General features: G+C 63.7%; 17 protein-coding genes and 2 tRNA genes. 6 read left to right on the top strand and 13 right to left on the bottom strand.

Annotated elements, in window-relative coordinates:
- The first annotated feature begins 95 nt into the window (after positions 1–95).
- From ACI5KX_RS11145 to ACI5KX_RS11135, 3 genes are read left to right on the top strand one after another with little or no spacing between them, the layout of a single operon-like run.
- Positions 96–1,703 (top strand): MFS transporter, encoded by a 1,608-nt coding sequence (locus ACI5KX_RS11145; RefSeq protein WP_406810727.1) that lies wholly within the window; start codon positions 96–98, stop codon positions 1,701–1,703.
- Positions 1,703–3,094 carry an alpha-amylase family glycosyl hydrolase gene (locus tag ACI5KX_RS11140; protein ID WP_406810726.1) on the top strand — a complete coding sequence of 464 codons (1,392 nt, stop codon included), beginning with the start codon at positions 1,703–1,705 and terminating at the stop codon, positions 3,092–3,094. Before ACI5KX_RS11145 ends, ACI5KX_RS11140 begins: the two co-directional genes overlap by 1 nt.
- Before the next feature lie 20 nt (positions 3,095–3,114).
- Positions 3,115–5,193, top strand: coding sequence for a glycoside hydrolase family 97 protein (locus ACI5KX_RS11135; protein ID WP_406810725.1), 2,079 nt, complete (start codon positions 3,115–3,117; stop codon positions 5,191–5,193).
- A gap of 6 nt (positions 5,194–5,199) precedes the next feature.
- On the opposite strand, the gene ACI5KX_RS11130 is transcribed toward ACI5KX_RS11135, so the two are convergent.
- The 4 genes from ACI5KX_RS11130 to ACI5KX_RS11115 all read right to left on the bottom strand — a co-directional run bounded on the left by ACI5KX_RS11130 (position 5,200) and on the right by ACI5KX_RS11115 (position 8,282).
- Positions 5,200–5,276: transfer RNA gene (locus tag ACI5KX_RS11130), tRNA-Pro, on the bottom strand.
- A gap of 40 nt (positions 5,277–5,316) precedes the next feature.
- Positions 5,317–5,392, bottom strand: a tRNA-Ile gene (locus tag ACI5KX_RS11125).
- An 87-nt stretch (positions 5,393–5,479) separates the two neighbouring features.
- The gene (locus ACI5KX_RS11120; protein WP_406810724.1) at positions 5,480–6,481 is read right to left on the bottom strand and encodes a polysaccharide deacetylase family protein; all 1,002 of its coding nucleotides are present in this window, start codon (positions 6,479–6,481) and stop codon (positions 5,480–5,482) included.
- 28 nt (positions 6,482–6,509) lie between these two features.
- On the bottom strand, positions 6,510–8,282 hold the full coding sequence (locus ACI5KX_RS11115; protein ID WP_406810723.1) for a histidine kinase dimerization/phospho-acceptor domain-containing protein: 1,773 nt from the start codon (positions 8,280–8,282) through the stop codon (positions 6,510–6,512).
- A gap of 246 nt (positions 8,283–8,528) precedes the next feature.
- Between ACI5KX_RS11115 and ACI5KX_RS11110 the strand changes: the two genes are divergently transcribed.
- The 3 genes from ACI5KX_RS11110 to ACI5KX_RS11100 are packed head-to-tail and all read left to right on the top strand — an operon-like array spanning position 8,529 to position 9,828.
- Positions 8,529–8,990 (top strand): Lrp/AsnC family transcriptional regulator, encoded by a 462-nt coding sequence (locus ACI5KX_RS11110; protein WP_406810722.1) that lies wholly within the window; start codon positions 8,529–8,531, stop codon positions 8,988–8,990.
- Positions 8,987–9,433: a GFA family protein gene (locus ACI5KX_RS11105; protein ID WP_406810721.1), complete on the top strand. Its 447-nt coding sequence runs from the start codon at positions 8,987–8,989 to the stop codon at positions 9,431–9,433. Before ACI5KX_RS11110 ends, ACI5KX_RS11105 begins: the two co-directional genes overlap by 4 nt.
- 14 nt (positions 9,434–9,447) lie before the next feature.
- Entirely contained in the window at positions 9,448–9,828 is a 381-nt protein-coding gene (locus ACI5KX_RS11100; RefSeq protein ID WP_406810720.1) for a hypothetical protein, read from the top strand.
- Positions 9,829–9,834: 6 nt separating this feature from the next.
- Here the strand turns inward: ACI5KX_RS11100 and ACI5KX_RS11095 are convergent, their stop codons facing one another.
- The 9 genes from ACI5KX_RS11095 to ACI5KX_RS11055 form a co-directional block, all read right to left on the bottom strand.
- On the bottom strand, positions 9,835–11,241 hold the full coding sequence (locus ACI5KX_RS11095) for an NAD(P)/FAD-dependent oxidoreductase (protein ID WP_406810719.1): 1,407 nt from the start codon (positions 11,239–11,241) through the stop codon (positions 9,835–9,837).
- A gap of 63 nt (positions 11,242–11,304) precedes the next feature.
- Positions 11,305–12,654, bottom strand: a complete 1,350-nt coding sequence (gene accC, locus ACI5KX_RS11090; RefSeq protein WP_406810718.1) for an acetyl-CoA carboxylase biotin carboxylase subunit — start codon at positions 12,652–12,654, stop codon at positions 11,305–11,307.
- Positions 12,655–12,665: 11 nt separating this feature from the next.
- The gene (gene accB, locus ACI5KX_RS11085; RefSeq protein WP_406810717.1) at positions 12,666–13,124 is read right to left on the bottom strand and encodes an acetyl-CoA carboxylase biotin carboxyl carrier protein; all 459 of its coding nucleotides are present in this window, start codon (positions 13,122–13,124) and stop codon (positions 12,666–12,668) included.
- A gap of 133 nt (positions 13,125–13,257) precedes the next feature.
- The gene (locus ACI5KX_RS11080; RefSeq protein ID WP_406810716.1) at positions 13,258–13,707 is read right to left on the bottom strand and encodes a type II 3-dehydroquinate dehydratase; all 450 of its coding nucleotides are present in this window, start codon (positions 13,705–13,707) and stop codon (positions 13,258–13,260) included.
- Positions 13,708–13,766: 59 nt separating this feature from the next.
- Positions 13,767–14,792, bottom strand: a complete 1,026-nt coding sequence (locus tag ACI5KX_RS11075; RefSeq protein WP_406810715.1) for a tetratricopeptide repeat protein — start codon at positions 14,790–14,792, stop codon at positions 13,767–13,769.
- Positions 14,793–14,902: 110 nt separating this feature from the next.
- Complete coding sequence (locus ACI5KX_RS11070; protein ID WP_406810714.1) at positions 14,903–18,013, bottom strand: S8 family peptidase; 3,111 nt, start codon at positions 18,011–18,013, stop codon at positions 14,903–14,905.
- Between the two features lie 458 nt (positions 18,014–18,471).
- Positions 18,472–18,885 carry a holin family protein gene (locus ACI5KX_RS11065; protein ID WP_406810713.1) on the bottom strand — a complete coding sequence of 138 codons (414 nt, stop codon included), beginning with the start codon at positions 18,883–18,885 and terminating at the stop codon, positions 18,472–18,474.
- A 74-nt stretch (positions 18,886–18,959) separates the two neighbouring features.
- A complete protein-coding gene (locus tag ACI5KX_RS11060; RefSeq protein ID WP_406810712.1) occupies positions 18,960–19,859 on the bottom strand; it encodes an HpcH/HpaI aldolase/citrate lyase family protein in 900 nt (299 codons plus the stop codon).
- Positions 19,860–19,927: 68 nt separating this feature from the next.
- A complete protein-coding gene (locus ACI5KX_RS11055; RefSeq protein ID WP_406810711.1) occupies positions 19,928–22,021 on the bottom strand; it encodes a TonB-dependent receptor plug domain-containing protein in 2,094 nt (697 codons plus the stop codon).
- Positions 22,022–22,190: the final 169 nt, after the last annotated feature.

The raw sequence follows: 22,190 nt of genomic DNA, 5'->3' as shown, positions 1-22,190 counted from the left end.
CATGGAGAGTGCGCCGGGTGCGCCCTGTGATAGGGTGAAAGAGGCCCGTAAGTCACGTAGGAAGCGTGCGCAACGGGCGGGAGAGGGATTTGGCAATGCAAATGGATTCGTCCAGCCTGACCGGGCGCAAGCCGGCGATGAACCCGATGCAGATCTGGAACATGAGTTTCGGATTCCTCGGCATCCAGATCGGCTTCGAACTCCAGAACGGCAATGTCAGCCGCATCTTCCAGACCCTAGGCGCGCAGGTCGACGAGCTCGCGATCCTGTGGATCGCCGCACCGATGACCGGACTGATCATCCAGCCGATCATCGGCCATATGTCCGACAACACATGGGGAAGGTTCGGGCGTCGCCGCCCTTACTTCCTGATCGGTGCGATCCTCGCCAGCCTCGCGCTGTTCATCATGCCCAATTCGCCCGCATTGTGGGTGGCGGCGGGGATGCTGTGGATCATGGACGCCTCGCTCAACATCACGATGGAGCCGTTCCGCGCTTTCGTCGGTGACAACCTTCCGGACCGCCAGCGAACCCGCGGCTATGCCATGCAGAGCTGTTTTATCGGCATCGGCGCGGTCATCGCGGGCGCGCTGCCGTGGGTGATGACCAACTGGATGGGGCTGTCGAACACTGCGCCTGCGGGACAGATCCCGCAAACGGTCCAATGGGCATTCTATATCGGGGGTGGGGCGCTGCTGCTGGCGGTAATGTGGACGGTCTTCAGCAGCAAGGAGTATAGCCCGGAGCAGATCGCCGCCTTCGAAAAAGCGCGTCACGAGGCGCTCGGGATCGTGCCGCAACCGGTGTCGACCGTCCGGCGGCTCGCAGGCCAGTTCTTCATGGGCGGTCTCGTGTGGATCGTGATCGGAGCCGCATTCGCCGCCTTCATCCTCTACGCGCGCGGCGATCCGCGCCCAGAATGGCTCGGCGAGATCGAAGTGGCGAAAGAGCTTCACGTCCTCGCCGGTCTAATCGCGGCATTCGGAGTGATCCAGATCGCGGCGGGCTTCCTGCGGACGAACGAGATGGACGACAACGGCTTCATGGAAGTCGTCAACGACCTGTTCGCCATGCCCAGGACCATGCGCCAGCTCGCCGTGGTGCAGTTTTTCAGCTGGTTCGCGATGTTCGCGCTGTGGATCTACGGCACGCCCGCCGTCACCGATTTCCACTTCGCCGCTCCCGATCCGACGACGCAGGGCTATCAGGACGGGGCCGACTGGTGGAGCCTGATGGGTTCGGTGCGCAACGGGCTTGCGGCCGCAGCCGCACTCGGGTTCGTGCTTATCGCGGCGAAGATCGACCGGCGCATGCTGCACAGCCTCAACCTTGCGATCGGCGCAGTCGGCTTCGCGCTGATGATCGTGATCCGCGATCCGGCGCTGCTGTGGGTTTCGCAGATCGGGCTCGGCATTGCCTGGGCCTCGATCGTTTCGCTGCCCTACGCGATCCTCGCAGGCTCGGTGCCGGCGCGGAAAATGGGCATATACATGGGCATCTTCAACATCTTCATCGTCGTGCCGCAGCTGATTGCCGCGACGCTGCTCGGTTTCCTGCTGAGCGCGTTTTTCGACGGGCAACCGATCTACGCGATGGCGATCGGCGGGGTGTCGTTCGTGCTGGCGGCGATCGCGACCCTGTTCGTCACCGACGGGGCGAGCGCGGTGAGAGAGATGCAGGAACGGCTGGCGGAGACGCAATGATGAAACTCGCAAAACTCCTTATCGCTGCTGGCGCGGCGATGGTCCTTGCCGGCTGCGATTCCGCCCCGGCGACAACCAGCTACGAGCCGCAGCCTTACGTCGAATTCGAGAATGCCGAGTGGACCCGCGATGCGGTGCTCTACCAGATGAACACGCGGCAGTTCACGCCCGAAGGCACCTTCGCCGCCGCGCAGGAGCAACTCCCGCGGCTCGCAGAATTGGGGGTCGATATCGTGTGGCTCATGCCGATCCACCCGATCGGCGAGGAGAAGCGCAAGGGCGGGATGGGCAGTCCCTATTCGGTGAAGGATTATCGCGCGGTCAATCCCGATCTCGGCACCGAGGAGGAATTCCGCGCCTTCGTCGACAGGGCGCACGAGCTCGGCATGAAGGTGATCCTCGACTGGGTCGCCAACCATTCGGCGTGGGACAATGCGCTCGTTTCGGAACACCCCGAGTGGTATTCGCGCAATCCCGAAGGCGAGATGATGCCGCCCGAGGGCACCGACTGGTCCGACGTGGTCGATTTCGATTACTCGCAGCCGGGCCTGCGCGAATACATGACCGGAAGCCTCGCCTACTGGGTGCGCGAATTCGATATCGACGGTTATCGCGCCGATGTCGCAGGCTATGTCCCGCTCGACTTCTGGGAGACCGCGCGCGCCGAGCTCGACGCTATCAAGCCGGTCTTCATGCTCGCAGAGTGGGACGCAATCGATCTGCACGCGAAGGCATTCGATGCCACCTATGGCTGGTCGTGGAAGGACAGGTTGCAGCAGGTTGCCGAGGGCGAGGGCAACGCGGCCACGATGCGCGACTACTACATCACGCAGAAGGTCAGCTGGCCGCACGCCGCATATCGCATGAACTACACCGACAACCACGACCAGAATTCGTGGGACGGCGTGGCCTCGGAGATTTACGGTCCTGCGTATGAGGCGGCGATCGCGCTGAGCTTCGTCGGCCCCGGCATGCCGCTTATCTATAACGGGCAGGAGGCCGATCTCGACAGACAGCTGGCCTTCTTCGAGAAAGACGAGATCGAGTGGAAGGAGGGCCGCTATGATGGCCTGCTGCGCACGTTGATCGCACTCAAGACCGAGGAACCGGCATTGTGGAACGGCCGCCACGGCGCGCCCTATGTCGATGTGCCGAACAGCGCGCCCGCCGATGTGCTGAGCTTCGTGCGCGGAGAGGAGAGCAATCGCGTCTTCGCGATCTTCAACCTCTCGCCGCGCGCGCAGGACGTCACCTTCGAGAAGGCGCGGCACGAGGGCACCTACACCAATGCGCTCGACGGGACCGAAGCGGTTTTCGGACCGAACGAGGGCGATGCCTACGGCGTCTCGCTCCAGCCATGGGGCTACCGCATTTTCCGCGAAGCCGAGTGACCGAAATCCGGGAGAAAACCATGATCACACGCTTGCTCAAGGCCATTGCCATGCTCGCCATGCTGCTCGCAGCCGCCCTGCCGCTGCGAGCCCAGGGGATCGATGTCAGTTCGCCCGATGGTCGCATAACAGTCACCGTCTCGGATGAGGGCGGACACGCGACCTACACCGTCTCCTATGACGGCGAAGTCGTTATGCCCGCCGCGCGCCTTGGCCTGCTGTTCGCGGATCATCACGGCTTCGAGGACGATCTCGAGATCGGCGCGGCAACCGAGATCGAATTGGTTGATGAAGTCTGGGAGCAGCCCTGGGGCGAGCGTCGATTGGTGCGTGACCATTACAATGCCCTTGAAGTTGCATTCATCTCGACCAGCGGCCCGCGTCGCAACATGCATGTGCGGTTCCGCGTGTTCGATACCGGGGTGGGCTTTCGTTACTTCATTCCCGAACAGGACGCTCTGCAAGGCGATCTGCGGATCACCGACGAGCTGACCCAGTTCAATATCGGCCCCGATGCGAAGGCGTGGTGGACGCCGAGCCGCCAGTTCAATCGCTACGAATACATCTATCGTACCGGCACCGCCGCTGTGGTCGACGATGCGCACACGCCGGTAACCTTCCGCCAGCCGTCGGGCCTTCATATCGCGATCCACGAGGCGGCGCTGGTCGATTACTCGGGCATGTCGCTGCTCGCGTTGCGCCCCGGCAGTTTCGAAGCCGCGCTGCGCCCCGGATCGGACGGGATCAAGGTTCACACCACAGCCCCGTTCACATCGCCGTGGCGCACGATCCAGATCGCGCCCGATGCGCCCGGCCTGATCAACTCGGATATCATCCTCAACCTCAACGAGCCGAACAAGCTTGGCGACGTTTCGTGGGTAGAGCCGGGCAAATATGTCGGCATCTGGTGGGCCATGCACATCCGCGACCGCACCTGGGGCAATGACGGCATCCACGGCGCGAACAACGAGGACACGCGGCGCTATATCGATTTCGCTGCCGAAAACGGCTTCGCGGGCGTGCTGGTCGAAGGCTGGAACACCGGCTGGGATGGCGACTGGTTCAACAATGGCGAGCTGTTCAGCTTTACCGAGGCCTATCCCGATTTCGACCTCGAGGCTCTAGCCGCCTACGCGCAGTCCAAGGGCGTGCGCATCATCGGCCACCATGAAACGAGCGGCAATGTCGCCAATTACGAAGCGCAGATGGACGCCGCCTTCGATCTCTACGAGCGGGTCGGGGTGACGCAGGTCAAGACCGGATATGTCGCCGATGCGGGCGATATCGTGCGCTACGACGCGGATGGCGTGAAGCAGTATGAATGGCACGACAGCCAGTTCATGGTGGGCCATCACCTGCGTGCGGTTTTGGCCGCTGCCGAGCGCGGCATATCGATCAATGCGCACGAGCCGGTGAAGGATACAGGCCTCCGCCGCACCTATCCCAACTGGATGACGCGTGAAGGCGCGCGCGGGATGGAATTCAACGCCTGGGGCTCGCCGCCCAATCCGCCCTCGCACGTATCGACGCTGGCGTTCACGCGGATGCTCGCAGGGCCGATGGATTTCACCCCCGGCATCTTCGATTTGAGGCCGAACGAGAAGCCGCCGCTTCGCGAAGACATGCAGCGCGGCGATCCCTCGAACCGGCCGCAGACAACGCTGATGAAGCAGCTTGCGCTCTACGTTGTGCTGTACTCGCCGCTGCAGATGGCGGCCGACCTGCCCGAGAACTACCTCGCGCGGCCCGATGCCTTCCAGTTCATCAAGGATGTCGCCGCCGATTGGGAGGAAAGCATCGCCTTGCAGGGTGAAGTGGGCGAATATGTCGCGATTGCGCGGCAGAAGCGCGGCAGCGAGGAGTGGTTCCTCGGCGCTGTGACCGACGAGACGCCGCGCGATCTCGACATTCCGCTGACCTTCCTCACGCCCGGCGTGACCTACACCGCGCAGATCTATCGCGATGGCCCGAACGCGCATTGGGACACCAATCCCTACGACTACGTGATCGAGGAACGCGAGGTGACCGCCGCAACGGTGCTCGAAGCGGGGCTCGCGTCATCGGGCGGGGCTGCAGTGCGGTTCGTGCCGAAAAACTGAGACGAATGGTCGGGGAGACTGGATTCGAACCAGCGACCCCCTGTACCCAAAACAGGTGCGCTACCAGGCTGCGCCACTCCCCGACTCTCGTCTCGTCCGTTCGCGCGCGTCCCGTGTCGGGTGTGGTGGGCCCGGCAGGATTCGAACCCGCGACCTAGCCGTTATGAGCGGCCAGCTCTAACCGCTGAGCTACAGGCCCATTAGTATCCGCGAGCGAACGAGCACGGCCCCTACAGCGGCGCACCGCGTGACACAAGCACGAAGCGCGGGGCTGTCCCGCGAAAATTCAGCGTTCCACCGCCGCGATGACATCGGCGACGCTGGCGGTGCGAACCCCGCGTCGGTCGAGATAGGCGTAGACGGTGCGAAACCACTCGTAGAGCCGTTCCAGGTCGGCTTCGGTCCTTACATAGGGCGTGAAGCCGGGCGCGAGGCTCGGGCTGTGGAACGACAAGACCAGCAGCGGCAAGCCATCGTCGAGCGCGATGTCGATCCCGCGCAGCGCCTCTTCGCTGGTTACGCCTTCGGGTGTGAGCGCGATGCGTTCGAGCAGGCTGAATTTCGAAAGCGCCGAATAGAAGGTCGGCACATGCCGTTGAAGCCGCTGGATCTGCTTGCCGAGTTGGCGCAGCACGCCCCAATAGACGCTCGTGACCGGCAGCTCGAGCAGGCTGCGGTCCTCGTCGACCCAATAGGGTGCGAGCGGGTGGTGGGTGTAATCGGCTCCGTGCTGCGGGCTGTAATCGAACAGCGAACGCACCGAAGTGTCGATCGCGATGCCCGTGTCCTTGAGCAATTCAGCGGTGTGCTCGCCGAGGCCGTAGCGACCGGCGCGATACATCAGCGGCGCCTTTCCGAACGCCTGCTCTATGCCATCGCGCAGTGTCCTGAATTTTGCCGCCTCGAGCTCTCGCGGCAGGTTTCCTGCATAGGAATTGCGTGAATTAACCTCTTCCTCGAACGGCGGATTGACCCACGGGTGGAGTTGCACGCCGATATCGGCCGTGCCGCGTTTCACCGCATCGCCGATGATCTCGACCGAGCGCGCGTCCTGCACGATCGGCCAGTCGACAAGGTAGACCGGATGCGCACCGATCTCTTCGCAGAATGCCTGGAAGCGGGGGATCGCGGCAACATGATCGAGCCCATGGCGATCACGAGTGAAGGGGCCCTCCCAGTCGAATTCCTCTTCGGTGTCGACCGTCAGCAGCACGCGCTGGCCGAAATCGCTTGCGAAGCTCGCTTGCGAGCCTTTGGCGGGCGGTTCCAGCATCGATGCCGTAGCCATTTCGGATCATCCCCCGGATCGGAGTTGCTCAGGCGGCGTCGCCCGGGTCCTCGCGCTCCATCGGGCTAGGCAGCGCCCCTTCGCCGGTCAAGAGCGGCAGGGTGAGCGTCACCGCCTCATCGCCCACATCAAGGCCACCGCCCGCAGCACGCGCCTCGGCCCGCGCGAGCCGCAGCGCGAAACCGGCGCCGAACAGGCCCGCCTGCACCGCCGCCCCGACCGGCTTGGCCTCGGCGGCGAAAATATCCTCCACGGCGCGCAGTTGGGCGGGTAGCGCGCAGGTCAATTCAACCGTGCCTTTCGTCGCCTCGATTTCGGCCGCGAGCATCTCGCCGGAGTCGCAACTCCCTCCGAGCGTCGCGAGCAGGCGCCACACCAGCCCTTCGGCTTCAGCCGGATCGAGCGCGACCTTCAACGGTTCCTCCGGCACTGTGCCAAGCTGGATACCCGCGTTGCGCGTGCCGAGCACTTGCGCCAGCTGGCGGGTCGTCGCTTGCACGATGGCTGCAAGATCGGCCTCGCCTGCTTCGATTGCGATCGCACCGGTCTCGAGCTTTGCCAGCCGGTCGAGTTCCTCGAACCCGGCGAGGATGCGCGCGGCATCGGCGGCGATTGCGGCGGCGAGCGCGCGATATTCGTGCGGGGCGGGCCCGAACAATTGCTGCTGGATCACTTCGGCATAGCCCTGCACCGCCGTGACCGGTGTGCGCAGCTCGTGGAGCAGTTGGCGGATGCGGTCGGCCTCGCGCGCAGCAGCGCTGGAGGCATCGGAGCCGGTCCCGGCAGGACGCCGGAAACGGCCGACATAGCCGGCGAAATTGCCGTCATCGGTGAAGCTCGGCTGGGCGTCGACCAGCCATTCACCCTCGATCGCGGGGGCGCCGCGCAAATGCATCGCAGCCTTTACGATCGGCTGGCGGCGGACGAAGGCGCGTTCGAGCGGGCTTTCGTCGTCATGGCCGCCCAGCACCGGCGGGCGCGCCAGCCGGGTCCCGATCACCATCGCGTCGACCTCTCCGGTGGCCCATTCGATGCGCCCCGCCGCATCGGTTGCGAAACCGAACGCGCCGACGCGCCGCTCGGAGCCCGGCTCGCCGTCTTCATGCGGGTGGCCGAAGGGCAGCTTGGGCGAGCGCTCGGCGTCGGCAGCAGAAACGTCGCGGCTGCGGCGAAACTGAGCGATCCGCTCGACCAGCGCGGAGATTTCGCTGCGCCCGGTGTCGTCGGGGTCGTAAGGCGTTTCGGCACGCGAAGGAGGCTCGGTCTCGCGCCTCCCTCGAGCTTCGGCTTCGGCCTTTGCCTCGACAGGAGGCGTGACGGCAGGCTGGTCTGGCACATTTTCCGCCGCCGGGGAGGGCAGGCCGCGATCATAGACGCCCAGCCGTTCGAGCAACTGCTCTGTATCGACCGGCAAGTCGCGTCGGAGCCGCAGGAAGCCGCGGGCACGCACCGGCAGGCGCGGGATCAGCGCGCCCCAATCCTCGGTGGTCAGCTGCGCGCGGTTCAGCGCGGCGGAGGCAACGTCGGGTTCGTGTTCGGCCAGATGGGCTGCCAGCTCCGGGCTGCGAAACCGCCAGCCGGGCTCGCGGATCATCGCTGCGCGGTCCTTGACCGGGATTTGCTCCGCCAGGGCATCCATCCGCAGCCATGCTGCGGCAACGAGGCTGCTGCTGCGTTCGTCCTGCCCGGGAAATTTGCGATTGCCGAGGATGTCGAGCAGCTGCCGGAACTGCGTGCGCGCGCCCGCCTCGCTCGCTGCGCGCTGGCGCAGGACGGTGGCAAGGCGGTCGTCGAAGAACATCGCGGTTCCGGTCTCCTATGGGCGCGCACCATCCTTCGGGCGCACCGACTCCATCGTCGCTCTACCAGCATGGGGAGAATGTTACAGGTGAACAGTGTCCCTGCGTTGCAAAGCGGGACAATTGCTGTCAGACATAATAATATTAGCATCGCGCGCATGCTTGCGGGCGTGTTCTTACGTTTGAGGGTTACAGCATTAGCGGCGGGAACAAGGATTTCCGCTTATGTGTCGGGGAGTTAACCACCAATGGCCAATCTGGACGAGATCGACAAACGCCTGCTGGCGGAATTGCAGGCCGAAGGGCGAGTGACAAACGTCGAACTGGCGCAGCGCGTCGGGTTGACCGCGCCACCGTGCCTGCGCCGCGTCCGGGGGCTCGAAGAAGACGGGGTCATCCGCGGTTATCACGCCGATCTCGATCCTTCGAAACTGGGTTTTGCCATCACCGTCTTCGCGATGGTGAGCCTCAAAAGCCAGGCGGAGAGCGCGCTGCGCGAATTCGAGGAGCATATGAAGGACCTGCCCGAGGTTCGCGAATGCCACATGCTCAACGGCGAAATCGATTTCATCCTCAAGATCGTGAGCAAGGACCTCCAAAGCTTCCAGGAATTCCTCACCGGTAAGCTGACGCCCGCACCCAATGTCGAAAGCGTGAAGACCTCGCTGACGATCCGCACGTCCAAGCACGAGCCCGGCGTCCCGCTATGAGTGAGGCCCCGCACTTGGCAGAGCCGATCGCCGGGCACTGCCTGTGCGGCGCGGTGCAGATCACCGTCACCGGAATGCATCGCGAGGTCGATGTGTGCCATTGCGACATGTGCCAGCGCTGGGGCGGGGCATTCTATGCGGGGGTCGAAGGCGAGGATTTCAGCCTCGCGGGCGAGGAGTCGATCGCGACCTATCGATCGAGCGACTGGGCCGAACGCGCATTCTGCAAGACCTGCGGCAGCAACCTGTGGTACATATTTCTGCCGACGGGAAACCGGACGTTCCTCGCAGGGCTGTTCGACCTGCCTGAAGGCTTCCCGATCAAGCACCAGATTTTCGTCGACGAGAAACCCGACTGGTATGATATAGCTCAGGAAAGTGCGATGAAGACCGGCGCCGAGATCATCGCCGAAGCGAAGGCTGCGGGTTTCGAATTCGATTAGGAGGAGAGGGCGGAATGCTGATCGACGTACCGCCGCCGCCTTCGCCGGATGCACCGATCACCGAGATCGTCGAGCCGCATTTGCCGACCGAAGAGCGCGCGGACGGATCCCTTGTCATCGACCTTACCCCGCTCGCGCCGACGCCGACCGAATGCGCGAAGGAAGAACCCGATCCCTTCAATCCCGAGATCGTGGTTTGCCGTGAATCCGTCACCTCGCCGCGGCTGGGCGCGGATTACGGGCCGACAGCGGAAGAGGTTATCGAGGGCAGCGCAATACCCCGCGCGCGGCTGAAGCTTTCGGATAATGCCGAGCTTCAGGCCAACACCGTCAACAAGGGGGTCGGCGGATTCAACGCCAATGGCGGCGAAGTGCGGCTGAAGATCGATTTCTGACAGCGGCTAGTGCAGCTTCAGCTTCGGTCGCACGATGCGGTTTACGCGGCCGATCAGCATCAGGAACAGCCCCTTGATCCAGCCGTGGATGCCGATGAGGTGCAGGCGATAAAGCGAAGTGTAGATGAATCGCGCCATCCGCCCTTCGATTGCGAGGCTGCCGCCGACCAAATTGCCCATCAGGCTGCCCACGGTCGAAAACCGGCTGAGCGAGATCAGCGAACCCTTGTCTTGATAGGTGAAGCTCTTGAGCGGCTTGCCCTTCAATGAGCGGACGATGTTCGCATAGACGGTGCCCGCCATCTGGTGCGCTGCCTGAGCGCGCGGGGGGACAGGAGCCTCGGAACCCTCGGGCGTGTAGGAGGCGCAGTCGCCGAGCGCGAAGATGCGGTCATCGTCGAGCGTCTGCATGGTCTCGCGGACGATGATCTGGTTGCGGCGATTGGTCTGGAGCCCGAGTTCGCCGAGGAAATCCGCGCCTTTCACTCCGGCGGCCCAGACCATCAGGTCGGCTTCGATCTCCTCGCCTGCGCTGGTGGCGAGGGTGCGTGGCCGCGCTTCGATCACCTGGGTATCGGGCTTCACCGTCACGCCCAGCTCGGTGAGCTCATGCCGCGCGGCATTGGCCAGCTTTTCGGGTAGGGCGGGCAGGATGCGCGGCCCCGCTTCGAGCAGGGTCACGTTGAGGCGGCTCTCGTCGAAGACTTCGAGGCCGTAGTGCCGCAGCGCGCCCGCGGCGTTGTAAAGCTCCGCCGCGAGTTCCACCCCGGTTGCGCCGCCGCCGACGATGGCGATCTTCACCTGTTCGTCGGCATCGGGATTCTTCATCATCGCGCGGCTGACGCGGAGGCAGTGGTTGAGCAGCTTGGTGCGGAACCGGTCGGCCTGGTCGCGTGCGTCGAGATAGATGCAGTGTTCCTTCACGCCCGGCACGCCGAAATCGTTCGAGATCGAGCCGACCGCAAGCACGAGGTAATCGTAGCGGATCGTGTGCCCGGCGATCACTTCCTTGCCGGTTTCGTCGAGCATCGGGGCGAGGCTGATCGTGCGCGTTTCGCGGTCGATCCCGTCGAGACTGCCCTGAAAGAAGCGATAGCCCCAGCGATAGCAGTGCCCGCGATAGCCGACCTCGTCGAGATTGGCGTCGAGCGAGCCGGCGGCGACCTCGTGCAGCAGCGGCTTCCAGATGTGCGACAGGTTCTTGTCGACGAGGATGATGTCGTGATGCTTGCGCCCGAATTTCGCGCCCAGCCTGCGGACCAGTTCAAGCCCGCCGGCACCGCCGCCGACGACCACGATCTGCGTCTTGCGGGTGCCTCCCGCTTCGCGACCGCGCACCTCGACAGGCGCTGCGAGCGCATCGCCCGCGGCCATTTCGCCCGCTTCGGCATCGAGGAGGTTTTCGTGCTTCACCAATGTGGAACGGGCAATACCACCTTTTGTGCCCGAAGCGCGAGAGGCATAGCTATGCGGAAGTTACCCCTCGCGCTCTTTTAGCCATTCTTCCAGCCACTTGATCGTGTAGTCGCCGTTGAGGATGTCGTCCTGCCGTAGCAGCTCCTGGTGCAGCGGGATGTTGGTCTTCACGCCTTCGACCACCATTTCCTCGAGCGCGCGGCGCAGGCGCATGATGCACCCTTCGCGGTTGCGGCCGTAGACGATCAGCTTGGCGATCATGCTGTCGTAGTAAGGCGGGATCGAATAGCCCGCATAGAGCCCGCTATCGACGCGGACGTGCATGCCGCCTGCCGGGTGGTAATAGGTGACCTTGCCCGGCGATGGAGCGAAGGTGAACGGGTCTTCGGCGTTGATCCGGCACTCGATCGCGTGGCCTTTGAACTCGAGATCCTCCTGCGCGACCGATAGCGGCTTGCCCGCCGCGATGCGGATCTGTTCGCGTACGAGATCGACGCCGGTGATCGCTTCGGTAACCGGGTGTTCGACCTGCAGGCGGGTGTTCATCTCGATGAAGTAGAACTCGCCGTTTTCCCACAGGAACTCGATCGTTCCGGCGCCGCGATAGCCCATGTCGCGCATCGCCTTCGAGCAGACCTCGCCCATGCGCATCCGCTCTTCGTCGCTGATGACGGGGGAGGGGGCCTCCTCAAGCACCTTCTGGTGGCGGCGCTGGAGCGAGCAATCGCGCTCGCCCAGATGGATCGCGTTGCCATTACCGTCGCCGAACACCTGGAATTCGATGTGGCGCGGATTGCCGAGGTATTTCTCGATATAGACCGTGGCGTCGCCGAACGCGGCCTTGGCCTCGGACCCGGCCTGTTTCATCAGCGTTTCGAGCTTGTCCTCGCTCTCGCACACTTTCATGCCGCGCCCGCCGCCGCCCGAGGCGGCCTTGATGATGACGGGGTAGCCGATCTCGTCGGCGATCGCCTTGGCCTCTTCGACCGTTTTGACTTCGCCATCGGAGCCCGGGACCAGCGGCAGGCCGAGCGCGCCTGCGGTGCGCTTGGCCTCGACCTTGTCGCCCATGGTGCGGATGTGCTCGGGCTTGGGGCCGATCCAGGCGATGTCGTGCGCTTCGACGATCTCGGCGAATTTGGCGTTTTCCGAGAGGAAACCGTAGCCGGGGTGAACAGCATCGCACTGCGCCACTTCGGCGGCGGAGATGATGTTGGCGATGTTGAGATAGGAATCGGTCGCGGATGGCGGGCCGATGCACACGGCATGGTCGGCCAACCGCACATGCATCGCGTCGGCATCGGCGGTCGAGTGCACGGCGACCGTCTCGATTCCCATTTCGTGCGCCGCGCGGTGGATACGCAGCGCGATTTCGCCGCGGTTGGCGATCAGGATGCGGGAAATGCTCATGGGCAGCCCGCTTATGCGATGACGATCAGCGGCTGGTCGAATTCGACCGGCTGGGCGTTCTCGATCAGGATCGCCTTGACCGTGCCCGACCTGTCGGCGGCGATCGGGTTCATCACCTTCATCGCTTCGACGATCATCACCGTGTCGCCCTCGCTGACCTTGTCACCGACCTTCACGAAATTGGGCGCGCCCGGTTCCGCAGCGAGGTAGGCGGTCCCCACCATCGGTGATTTCAGCGCATCGGCGTGGTCCTCCGCCGGGACCTCCGGTGACGGAGCAGGGGCTGCCGGTGACGGTGCCGAAGCGGCTGCGGGCGCCGCCGGGGCAGGCGCTGCGAATGCTGCAGGCGCAACGCCGCCAGCTCGCGAAACGCGGATCTTGCGGTCGTCATCCTCGACTTCGATTTCGGTCAGCCCGGTCTCGTTAAGGAGCTCGGCGAGCTCGCGGACCAGGGAAGTATCAATATTCATGCCGGAAGATTTCCCGGCTGCCGGCTTGCTGTTAGCCATGCATACCCCTCGTTTTGGTTTCGCGTGTGACTATTCACGCCAATTGCGGCTGGCAAGTGGCAATCCGTGCAAATTCCGCAATGGCGCGCATGGTTCAGACCTCGCCAGAAGCGATCGCTTCGAGCGCGATACGGTAGGAATCCGCGCCGTGCCCCTCCACCGTCTTGGCCGCCGCCATGCCGACATAGGAGATGTGGCGGAAGGCTTCGCGGGTCTTGGGATCGGACAGGTGCACCTCGACTACCGGAGTGGCGATCGCCTTGATCGCATCGAGCAGCGCGATCGAGGTATGGGTGTAGGCTGCCGCGTTGAGCAGCACTGCGCGCACCCCTTCGGCCTGGGCCTCGTGCAGCCAGTCGACCAGCATGCCCTCGTGATTGGTCTGGCGCACGTCGATTGCGAAGCCGAGCTCGCGCGCCCGGTCTTCGAGCATGTCGGCGATCTCGTCGAGCGTCGTGGAGCCGTAAATCTCCGGCTCGCGCAGGCCGAGCAGGTTCAGGTTCGGCCCGTTGAGGACATAGATCGTGTTCGACGCGTCAGCCATGCGCGCTGGTTAGCGGCAGCGGCAGGGATAGGGAAGCGCTAGCTGCGCGCGGCGCGCTCTCAGAGCCGCAGCTGATTGGCCTCGCGCTCGATCCGGTCGAACGCATCGGTGTGCAGCGCAGCGAGCTCCGTCTCGCCGTTGCGCGAGAAGATCGCGGCAGCGGTTTTGTGGAAATCGCGGAACAGCGCATTGGTCTTGTCGAGCGGGTGGTCGGCGAAAGTCTTCGCGATGTGTTCTTCCGCAAGCACGAGATTGCCGCGATCGAGTTCGATCTGTGCCAGGACACCATGGACAAAAGGCTGCCAGCGGGGTGCATGCTGATTTGCAATGGCCAGCGCGCGGCGCGCGGTGTCATCGGCTTCCTCGACCGCGCCGCCGAGCAATTGTGCGGAGGCGAGATTGGTCAGGATGCGCGCTTCGAGTAACTGGCTCGACATCTTCTGCGCGATCGCAAGGGCCTTTCCGAATTCAGATTCGGCCTCAGAATATCGCTTCAAACCCTTGAGGGCATTGCCGATATTGTTGTGCGCAGAAAGCGAAAGCGGACCTTCGTCGGTGAACACTTCGGCTGCTTTTCCATAGTATCCGATTGCCTCTTGGTAGTCGCGGGCTTCGGAATAGATCGAACCGATGTTCTGGAGCACGATCGCACGGCTGCGCGCGTCTCCGAGTACGGCGTAACGCTCGCTCGCCAGTTCGAAATGCGCCAGCGCAGCCTTGAACTTGCCCGCCCGGGCTTTGGCCGAGGCGGAAGAGCGCAGCAGGTCGGCGTAGATCTTCTCTTCCTGGAACGATGCCGAAGCTTCGGCCAGCGCGGTGTCGATCAGGCTCCGGGCCTCTTCGCCGCGGTTGAGCCGCATCAGCGCTTCGCCCTCAAGCCAGCGGGCGGTCAACTCGCTGCGTGCCGCCGCTTTCGAATCGCCTTCGACCTTGGTCTTGGCCGCGCGGGCCAGGTTCAGCGCAGCAGCCGGATCGGCCATCATCTGCGACTTCGCCTTGGCGATCGTCGTTTCGAAATCGTCGGTCCCGAGATCGCTGCCCGCGAATGCCGGTGCGGAAAGCCCGAGAAAGAGTGCGGCGGCCATTGCTGTCAGCGGCCTTTGTGCTCCCTTGATCACGCCCCAGTCCCCTTGTTTGTGTTCTTGATCCACGGCTTGTTTGCGACCCAGCCGTAGTGAAGCCCCAATCACTGCGCTTAGAACCGCAGTCCGAAGTTCGCGCCGATGGTGAAGCTGGGATCCTGTCCTTCGACCCCGCCGCTGACATAGCGACCGATGAGGCCGAATTCTGAGGTTTCGGTGACCGGCGTCGCGTAGACGAATTCGCCGGTGTAGCGCCGCTTGGTCTCGATACCGATCGTCTGGGTGACGATGCCGAGCTCGCCGGTTTCGCGATCGATCACCTGCTCGCTGCGCAGCTCGAGATCGCCGCGTTCGATGGTGAGCGGTTGGCCGACCGACACCCGCAGGATGTCGCGCTGGCCGAGCACACCGCGCTTGTTGACCGAGAACTGGCCTGCGGTGCTGAGAGCCCGCTGTGACGTTGCCAGCAGCTGGCCTTCGTCGGCTTCGGTGCCACCGGCAGTGGCCGAAAGATCGAACGACAGGCCGTCGCCGAGGTCGATATTGGCCGACATGGTAACTGCATCGGTTTGCGAACCTTCCCCGAGGAAGGCCGCGATCGAAGTCTGGGCCCCGAGCAGGGCGTCCTTCTCGGTCAGGCGGGTCCACTGGGCGTTCAGCGTGACATTGTCGGTGACCTTCTGTTCGATCCCCACAGTCATCGCTTCGGCTTCGCGGGCACCCAGCTCGCGCTGGATCGAGCGCTGAAGCTCGGAAACGCCCTGCAGGTCTTCCCAATCCTCGCGGGTCTGGCTGAAGCCGACGGTGAGCTTGGTGGCCTTGGCCGGCATGTAACTCGCTGCGGCGAACAGGTCGCCCGATGCAAAGCCCAGAACCGGGTTCACGCCGCCGACTTCGTAATCGCTGTCGCTCATCAGGCCGTAGCTGTTACCGGCCAGCGCGAGTGCGCCCTGGCCGTGGCCGAGCGTGAACGACATCGCACCCGAAGGATCGGTCAGAGTCGCGGCGTTATGGACCGGGCGCAGCGCGCCATCCTGGCCGAAGTTCGGCGCGATCGCATCGTAGCGCATGGTCCACTGGCCGCTGGTTTCGGCCATGTTCGAGCGGATCTGCGCGATGCCGGCCTTGCCGTCGCCGTCCGAGTCCTTGCCGCCGCTCAGCAGCCAGTTGGCGAAGCGCCCGCTGATGAAGTCCTGCAACCGCTGGTAGCCGTGGCCGAGCGCATTGGTGCTCTTGCCGTATGTGTAAGACGACATCGGGATCGAGAAATCGCGATAGGTGTCGCCGATCTTCTCCTGGGCGGTGAAGAACACGTCGTCGGTTTCCCACCACTCGGGGATTCCACCAGTAAGCAGCGAGGTCACCGATGTAACCGAAGGAACCCAGAGGGTGCCGACACGCTGGTAGGTCGTGACCGTCAGGTCATTGAAATTCAGCGGCGACTGCGATGCGGCCACATCGAGCAGGCCCCAGCCATAGACTTCGTCCGGACCCGGAGCGCCGAGGTCCTGCGCCGAGCGGAAAATGATCTCCGCCGACTCTTCGGGATGCTTCACGAGCCACGGCCAGCGATCGTGCAGCAGCGAGACCGCGCCCGATACAAGCGGCGCCGCGAAGGATGTGCCCGAAACGCGGGTCACGCCGCCCTGGCCATCCGATACGAGGATCATCGACCCTGGAGCAACGACCGTGCGCATGTAGAGCTCGTTGCCCGCGCCGCAATTGCCGTACTGGTCGACCAGGCAGGTGCTGCCCGGACGGTTCGAGAAGCTCGAGATATTGCCGTTGGGATCGACCGAGCCGACGAGGATGAAGCTCGTGCCCTTGCTGTGGTCCCAGGTGATGTCTGTCGTCTGCGTGATGCCGTCGTTGCCGGCGGCCATGACATAGAGCGTCTCGTGGCTGTAGGCCGAAATGTTGGGGCGGGCGAGAACGTCTGCCATGCCTTGCGACAGCGCCCACCCGCTCTCCCCGAGCGAGAGGTTGATGATGCTCACATACCCCGTCTCGTTGCCGCCGACATAGGCGTACATGATCGACTCGATGCCCTTGGCGACATCGTCCCAGCTTGAGGTGCCGGTGGCGTCGAACGGGTTGTAGGTGGCGATCTTGACCTTGGGCGCGATGCCCATCACGCCTTTGCCGTCATGCGCACCGGCGACGAGGCTGGCAACGCCCGCGCCATGGCCGCCGACGGTGTTGGTGCCGCCGCCCGACCACGCGATGTTGTCGCCGAGGTCGCTATCGGCAGCGAAGCTGCCATCGACGAAGCCGATGATGGTCTGCTTGCCTTCACCCTGGATCTGCGTGATCGACGGGGTCCAGTTGACCGTGCTCATCCAGTGGTCGACGTGGTCGATGCCCGAATATTCCATCAGGCTGTCGTGCCAGTCGAGGAAGAAGGCGGCGCGTTCGGCCGCAGTCATCTTGCGCATGGCCTCGTGGTTCTTGAGCGAAAACCCGTGCCGGGCCATGATCGCGTCGCCCATTTCCTTGGTGAATCCCGCTGCCCCGAATTGAAGGACCGCTGAATCGCGCAGCTTCTTCAGGTCTTCGTCGATCGTCTTGTAGGCATCGCCGATCGCGCCGGTTTGCTGGTTGGCGGTCCATTTCGCATCGATCTGCGAGATAAGCGAGCCACTGGATTTCCAGAAAGTGCCGAGCGATTTGATGTGCGCTTCGAACGCGACGATGTCGCCGTAGAAGGCACCGATGTCGCCATAGAAGGGGCTGATATCCCCCCAGAACGCGCCGATGTCGCCATAGAACGGGCTGATGTCGCCCCAGAAGGCATCGATGTCGCCGTAGAACGGGCTGATGTCGCCCCAGAAGGCATCGATATCGCCATAGAAGGCGATGATGTCGCGCCAGAAGGCGTCGATGTCGCCATAGCGCGGATCGATGCTCATGGTGGTGACGACGCGGTCATCCGATGCGCTGATCCCGGCTGCCAGGTCGCTATTGGCCGGGAGCCGCAGGCCCTGGGGCGCCTCCAGCGAGAACGCCGCGTCCACGAGAGCGACAGGCACTTCGGTGGTCACGCCGAGCGGCTCGTTCACCTGCACGGCGACCACCGGGGCGGTCTGCTGCGTCGCAGGCGCTTTGCTTTCGAACAGTCCGTCCGTTTCGGGCGCGATATACGGCGCCGTCTCGTTCGCCTGCGCCGTGCTGGCGAGCGATACGGCGACGGCGAAAGTCGCGGTACTGATGGACAATGACTTCATGGCTTCAAATCCGTTCGTTCGGGGTGCAGTCGATGCACCGATCACGAGCGTGTTGTAGCCGGAGAGCTTCTGGAGTTTCGTTTGCGGAGAAGGTTAAAATAGTAAGAAGTTTGAAGCTTTGGTGAAGATCGGTCGCGGCACAGTCGATCGCGACAACCGACCGCAGAAAGCCGTTCGCAAAGCTTAAGAATGGGTAAATTGCTGCCTCGACCCGGGCGAGCGGCAATTCTTACCGGTTTAGGAATTCGGCGCAGGTGACGTCAGATCGGACGGTCCGAATCACCCGATTCGCAATCGCCTGCCGGTTTGCGGGAGCTGGTCCCGGATACTGCCGCAGGGCCAGTGCGGCGACGCCCCTTGGTAAGCGGTCGGGAGAATTCAGATGATCGGAATTCAATATAATTTAAAGCAAGTAAAAACAGATATATAAAAGTCATTTATCATAAATGGTATGAAATTTACCTCTCCACACCCTTGATCTTACCCCACTGCCGCGCGGCGGTGTAGCCGAGGTAGCCGGTGCCGAACAGGGCGTAGAGCGGTTCGGGCAGCCCATTGAGATAGGCGTTCATCCCCTCGGCAATTTCGCGCGCCATACCGGGATTGAAAGCGGCGAGAACGCCCATCGGCAGCGCCCACAGGATCATCACATACATGACGTAGAGAAAGCTCGGACGGGCGCGGCTGGTCCACGGGTCGGAGCTCTGCGCTTCGGCTACGATCGCCTGCAGACGCGCCTCGATCAGCTTCATTTCTTGCGTGCCTTCGAGCTTGATCAGCTCCAGCTTGGCCTGCGCCCGCGCTTCCTTGTCGGGGATGATCTTGTCGATGATCGAGGCGATCGGACCGATCAGGGTGTCGAGAATGGCCATAATGTGCACTCCGGCAGGGATGAGTCGCACGGGTTCTAACCAAATCGGTTAGTGTAGGAAAATATCCTATTGCCTCAGGCCTCGTCCGCTTCGGCCAGCAGCCGCTGCGCCAGCGCCAGGTGCGGGCGATCGAGCATGTTGCCATCGAGCGAAACCGCCCCCGCGCCGGGGTTGTCGGCAAAGGCCTGCACGACTGCACGGGCATGCGCCAGCTCTTCCGCACTCGGGGTGAACGCCTCGTTGATCGGCGCGACCTGCGCAGGGTGGATTGCCAGCATCCCGCGAAAGCCCTGCGCGCGGACCCGGCGGGCGCGCTCGGCAAGCTTGTCGAGATCGCGAAATTCGGGCTGGACCGTTTCGATCGGCGCGACGCCTGCCTTCACCGCGCCCAGCAGGCACAGGCTGCGCGCCAGTTCGAACACGGGAAGGTATGCGCCGTCGGCCCCGCGCTGTTCGCGCGCGCCGAGTTCGCTCGACAGGTCTTCCGCACCCCAGCTCATCGCCACCAGTCGCGGTGCGCCGTCATAGCTGCCGGTGGTGAACATCGCCGCAGCGGTCTCGGTCACCAGTGCCGCCACCTTGATCGCACCGACATCGAGCCCTGCCTCGACTTCGCGGGCGGTCAGCATTGCATCGAGCGCTTCGACGTCGTGACCGCCCTCGGCCTTGGGCAGGAAGATGCCGCCCGGACCGGCGCGCACCACCGCATCGAGATCGGCTTCGGTCCATTCGCCAGAGAGCGGATTGACCCGCACCCAAACGCGCGCCCGGTCTTCCGCCTCGGCGATAGCAGCGGCGACCAGTTCGCGCGCCGCACGCTTGTTTTCAGGCGTCACCGAATCCTCGAGATCGAGCAGCGCGATATCGGCTTCGCTCGCGATCGCCTTGCCCATCTTCTTTTCGCTGTCGCCGGGAGCAAACAGCCATGAACGCATCTTCGGCGGGCTTTGGCGGGGAAGGGCGGTGTCGGTCATTCGCTGGCTCCTCTCGGCGCTCCGGTTAGGCGGTGGAGGATGTGGGCGCAACCTCGACAGGACTGGCGCTAGAACGATCCCTCGATATCGAAGGAATAGATCACCCCGAAATTGCGGCGGCGCTCTTCACGAATGTCGACCAGCCCGGCGAGCCGGTCGACAAAGATCGTCCGGTCGAAATTGTCTTTCTGGTCGATCAGGTTGCCGACCCGCAGCCGGGCGGTCATGCCCGCCACGTCCTTGTGCTCGACGAACACACGGGCGAAGCCGGGGCGTTCAGTGCTTAGCGACACTTCGTTGAGGCGTACGCTCGGTCGATCTTCCTGCGTGCGGAAATTCCCGCCGATGGCCCACGGCGTTCCGACAAAGTCCTGCCGCAGTTCGATGCTGAAGTTGAAATACCGCAGCCCCGAAAGGTCGCGCGGCGTGCCCAGCAACGGGTCGAGCAATTCGCTGTCGGATAGCGAAACGGCGGAATCCAGCCGCAACCCGCGCGCACCGACCGGATCGAACAGCAAGGTGACTTCGCCTTCCAACCCGCTGCGGGTCGCCGAATCGATATTGCCGGGAGCCTCGCCGCCGCCATCGATCGGGATTTGGTCTACGATATCGCTGATATCTTCATGAAAAGCGCGGATATTTAGCGATCCAAACGATCCGAGGCTCTGCGTCGCCTCGATCTCGAACAGCCAGCTTTGCGGAGGCACGAGATCGGCGTTCGTAACGTTGACGCGGTCCTGGTCGAGATTGGTGCTGGCGATGAAATCGAAGAAGTTGAGCTGACCGACGGCCCGCTCGACCCGGCCCGACAGGTTGAGGCCCGCGTTGGCCTTCCAGTCCAGCGCAGCAAAGCCCTTGGGGCGCCAGAAGGTTCGCGTCTGGCCCTGCGCACCGGTCTGGCTGATATTCGAATATTCAGCCCCGAGCGAAAGCTGCATCTGAATGTTTTCGGCGAGAGCGCGGCTATAGGTCAGGCTGGCTTCGGCCCGGTCCTCGTCGACCCGGGCGCTCGCGCCTTCGAACGCGACCGGCTGGTAAGCGCCCGTCGCATCGCGTTCTTCCAGCGCGCTGTCGATCTCAAGGTAGTTCTTCACGCCTTCGAGCGCGAACAGGAGATCTCCGCCCAGACCGCCGACGCTGTATTCGGCCCGGGCGATGCTCTCCGCCTCGTCGGCATCGCGAGTGAACCGCGATCCCTGCGCCGGGCCGCCATCGGCAAAGGTCGTGGTGACGACGGAGACAGTCGGGCTGTCCTCGTAGCGGTGATATCCGATCAGTTTGAGCCGGCCCCCGCCCAGCGCGAAGTTGTAATCCGCGCCGACCTCGTAATTGAATTCGTCCTCGCTCGACCTGAACAGGCGCGAGCGATCGACCGCGGAGACGATCCCGCTGCGCTCGGATGTTTCGGTCTGGCGGAAGATGTTGGCGCCGACCTGCCCGTTGAGGTTGAGGATGTTCCCGTTCGCGGCGGTGCGAGTGTAGGAGCCGGAAAGCTCCGGACGGTCCGAATTGAAGTTCGATTTCTCGTCGCGGGTGTCGATCAGGTTCCCGTCGGCGTCGAAGACCAGCTCGATCCCTTCGTTGCCGCGCCGCCCGGCATCGTTCTCGAAGCTCAGCGTCCATTCGGAGTTCTCTCCGCCGCCGGCCAGGCTGACCTGTCCGTCGCCCCATCGGAACGGCACGCCGAAGCTTCGCCACTCGGCCGACCAGCGGAACTGGCCGGTGATCCCGCCGGTCGATCGGGTGATGACATTCAGCACCTGCCCGGTCAGCCCGCCGATGTCGAGGCTGGCGCCATCGACCAGTTCGAGCCTGACGACTTCCTTGGCGGGAATGCGCTGGAGCGCCGCGACCGGCCCGTTCGATTTGCCCGAAATGCGCTGACCGTTGATCAGGACATTGGTATCGGCCTGTCCGAGGCCGCGATCGCCGCCGCCCGAGCGGATCGAGAACCCAGGGATCTGCTGCGCCATATCGAGCGCGCTGCGCGGCGCGAAGCGTTCGAAATCTGCGGGAGTGAAAACGCGGCGGGTGCGGGCGGAACCGGTGTCCGCCGATCCTTCCTGCAACGCCATTTCGTTTGCCGCTTCGTCGGTCCCCGCAGCGTCAGGGGCGGTGAGGGTGACGGCGGTGGTCGCCAGAAGGAGAGGAGTGAAGTCCATGAGCCGCTGAATAATGCTTTCGTTGCGCGCAAGTTCCGTGCTGCGCCATGAACGAAAATGTCGGCGACACAAGAGCGACGCGGTCAACCAACGGGTTTCTTCGATGAAAGCCCACTGTTCGGGAAGACAGGATTGTGCTCGCCGCTTACGCGGCTCGCTCGTCTCGGCT

The organism is Erythrobacter sp. GH1-10, from assembly GCF_045363165.1.
Classification (GTDB): domain Bacteria; phylum Pseudomonadota; class Alphaproteobacteria; order Sphingomonadales; family Sphingomonadaceae; genus Erythrobacter.
Note: the sequence above shows the minus strand (reverse complement) of the source record. Positions and strands in the feature narration are given on the sequence as shown.

Excerpts from the sequence above, each read along its gene's own strand:
- ACI5KX_RS11145 (WP_406810727.1), top strand. The coding sequence starts at position 96 with ATGCAAATGGATTCGTCCAGCCTGACCGGGCGCAAGCCGGCGATGAAC.
- ACI5KX_RS11140 (WP_406810726.1), top strand. The coding sequence starts at position 1,703 with ATGAAACTCGCAAAACTCCTTATCGCTGCTGGCGCGGCGATGGTCCTT.
- ACI5KX_RS11135 (WP_406810725.1), top strand. The coding sequence starts at position 3,115 with ATGATCACACGCTTGCTCAAGGCCATTGCCATGCTCGCCATGCTGCTC.
- ACI5KX_RS11120 (WP_406810724.1), bottom strand. The coding sequence starts at position 6,481 with ATGGCTACGGCATCGATGCTGGAACCGCCCGCCAAAGGCTCGCAAGCG.
- ACI5KX_RS11115 (WP_406810723.1), bottom strand. The coding sequence starts at position 8,282 with ATGTTCTTCGACGACCGCCTTGCCACCGTCCTGCGCCAGCGCGCAGCG.
- ACI5KX_RS11110 (WP_406810722.1), top strand. The coding sequence starts at position 8,529 with ATGGCCAATCTGGACGAGATCGACAAACGCCTGCTGGCGGAATTGCAG.
- ACI5KX_RS11105 (WP_406810721.1), top strand. The coding sequence starts at position 8,987 with ATGAGTGAGGCCCCGCACTTGGCAGAGCCGATCGCCGGGCACTGCCTG.
- ACI5KX_RS11100 (WP_406810720.1), top strand. The coding sequence starts at position 9,448 with ATGCTGATCGACGTACCGCCGCCGCCTTCGCCGGATGCACCGATCACC.
- accC (WP_406810718.1), bottom strand. The coding sequence starts at position 12,654 with ATGAGCATTTCCCGCATCCTGATCGCCAACCGCGGCGAAATCGCGCTG.
- accB (WP_406810717.1), bottom strand. The coding sequence starts at position 13,124 with ATGAATATTGATACTTCCCTGGTCCGCGAGCTCGCCGAGCTCCTTAAC.
- ACI5KX_RS11080 (WP_406810716.1), bottom strand. The coding sequence starts at position 13,707 with ATGGCTGACGCGTCGAACACGATCTATGTCCTCAACGGGCCGAACCTG.
- ACI5KX_RS11075 (WP_406810715.1), bottom strand. The coding sequence starts at position 14,792 with ATGGCCGCCGCACTCTTTCTCGGGCTTTCCGCACCGGCATTCGCGGGC.
- ACI5KX_RS11070 (WP_406810714.1), bottom strand. The coding sequence starts at position 18,013 with ATGAAGTCATTGTCCATCAGTACCGCGACTTTCGCCGTCGCCGTATCG.
- ACI5KX_RS11065 (WP_406810713.1), bottom strand. The coding sequence starts at position 18,885 with ATGGCCATTCTCGACACCCTGATCGGTCCGATCGCCTCGATCATCGAC.
- ACI5KX_RS11060 (WP_406810712.1), bottom strand. The coding sequence starts at position 19,859 with ATGACCGACACCGCCCTTCCCCGCCAAAGCCCGCCGAAGATGCGTTCA.
- ACI5KX_RS11055 (WP_406810711.1), bottom strand. The coding sequence starts at position 22,021 with ATGGACTTCACTCCTCTCCTTCTGGCGACCACCGCCGTCACCCTCACC.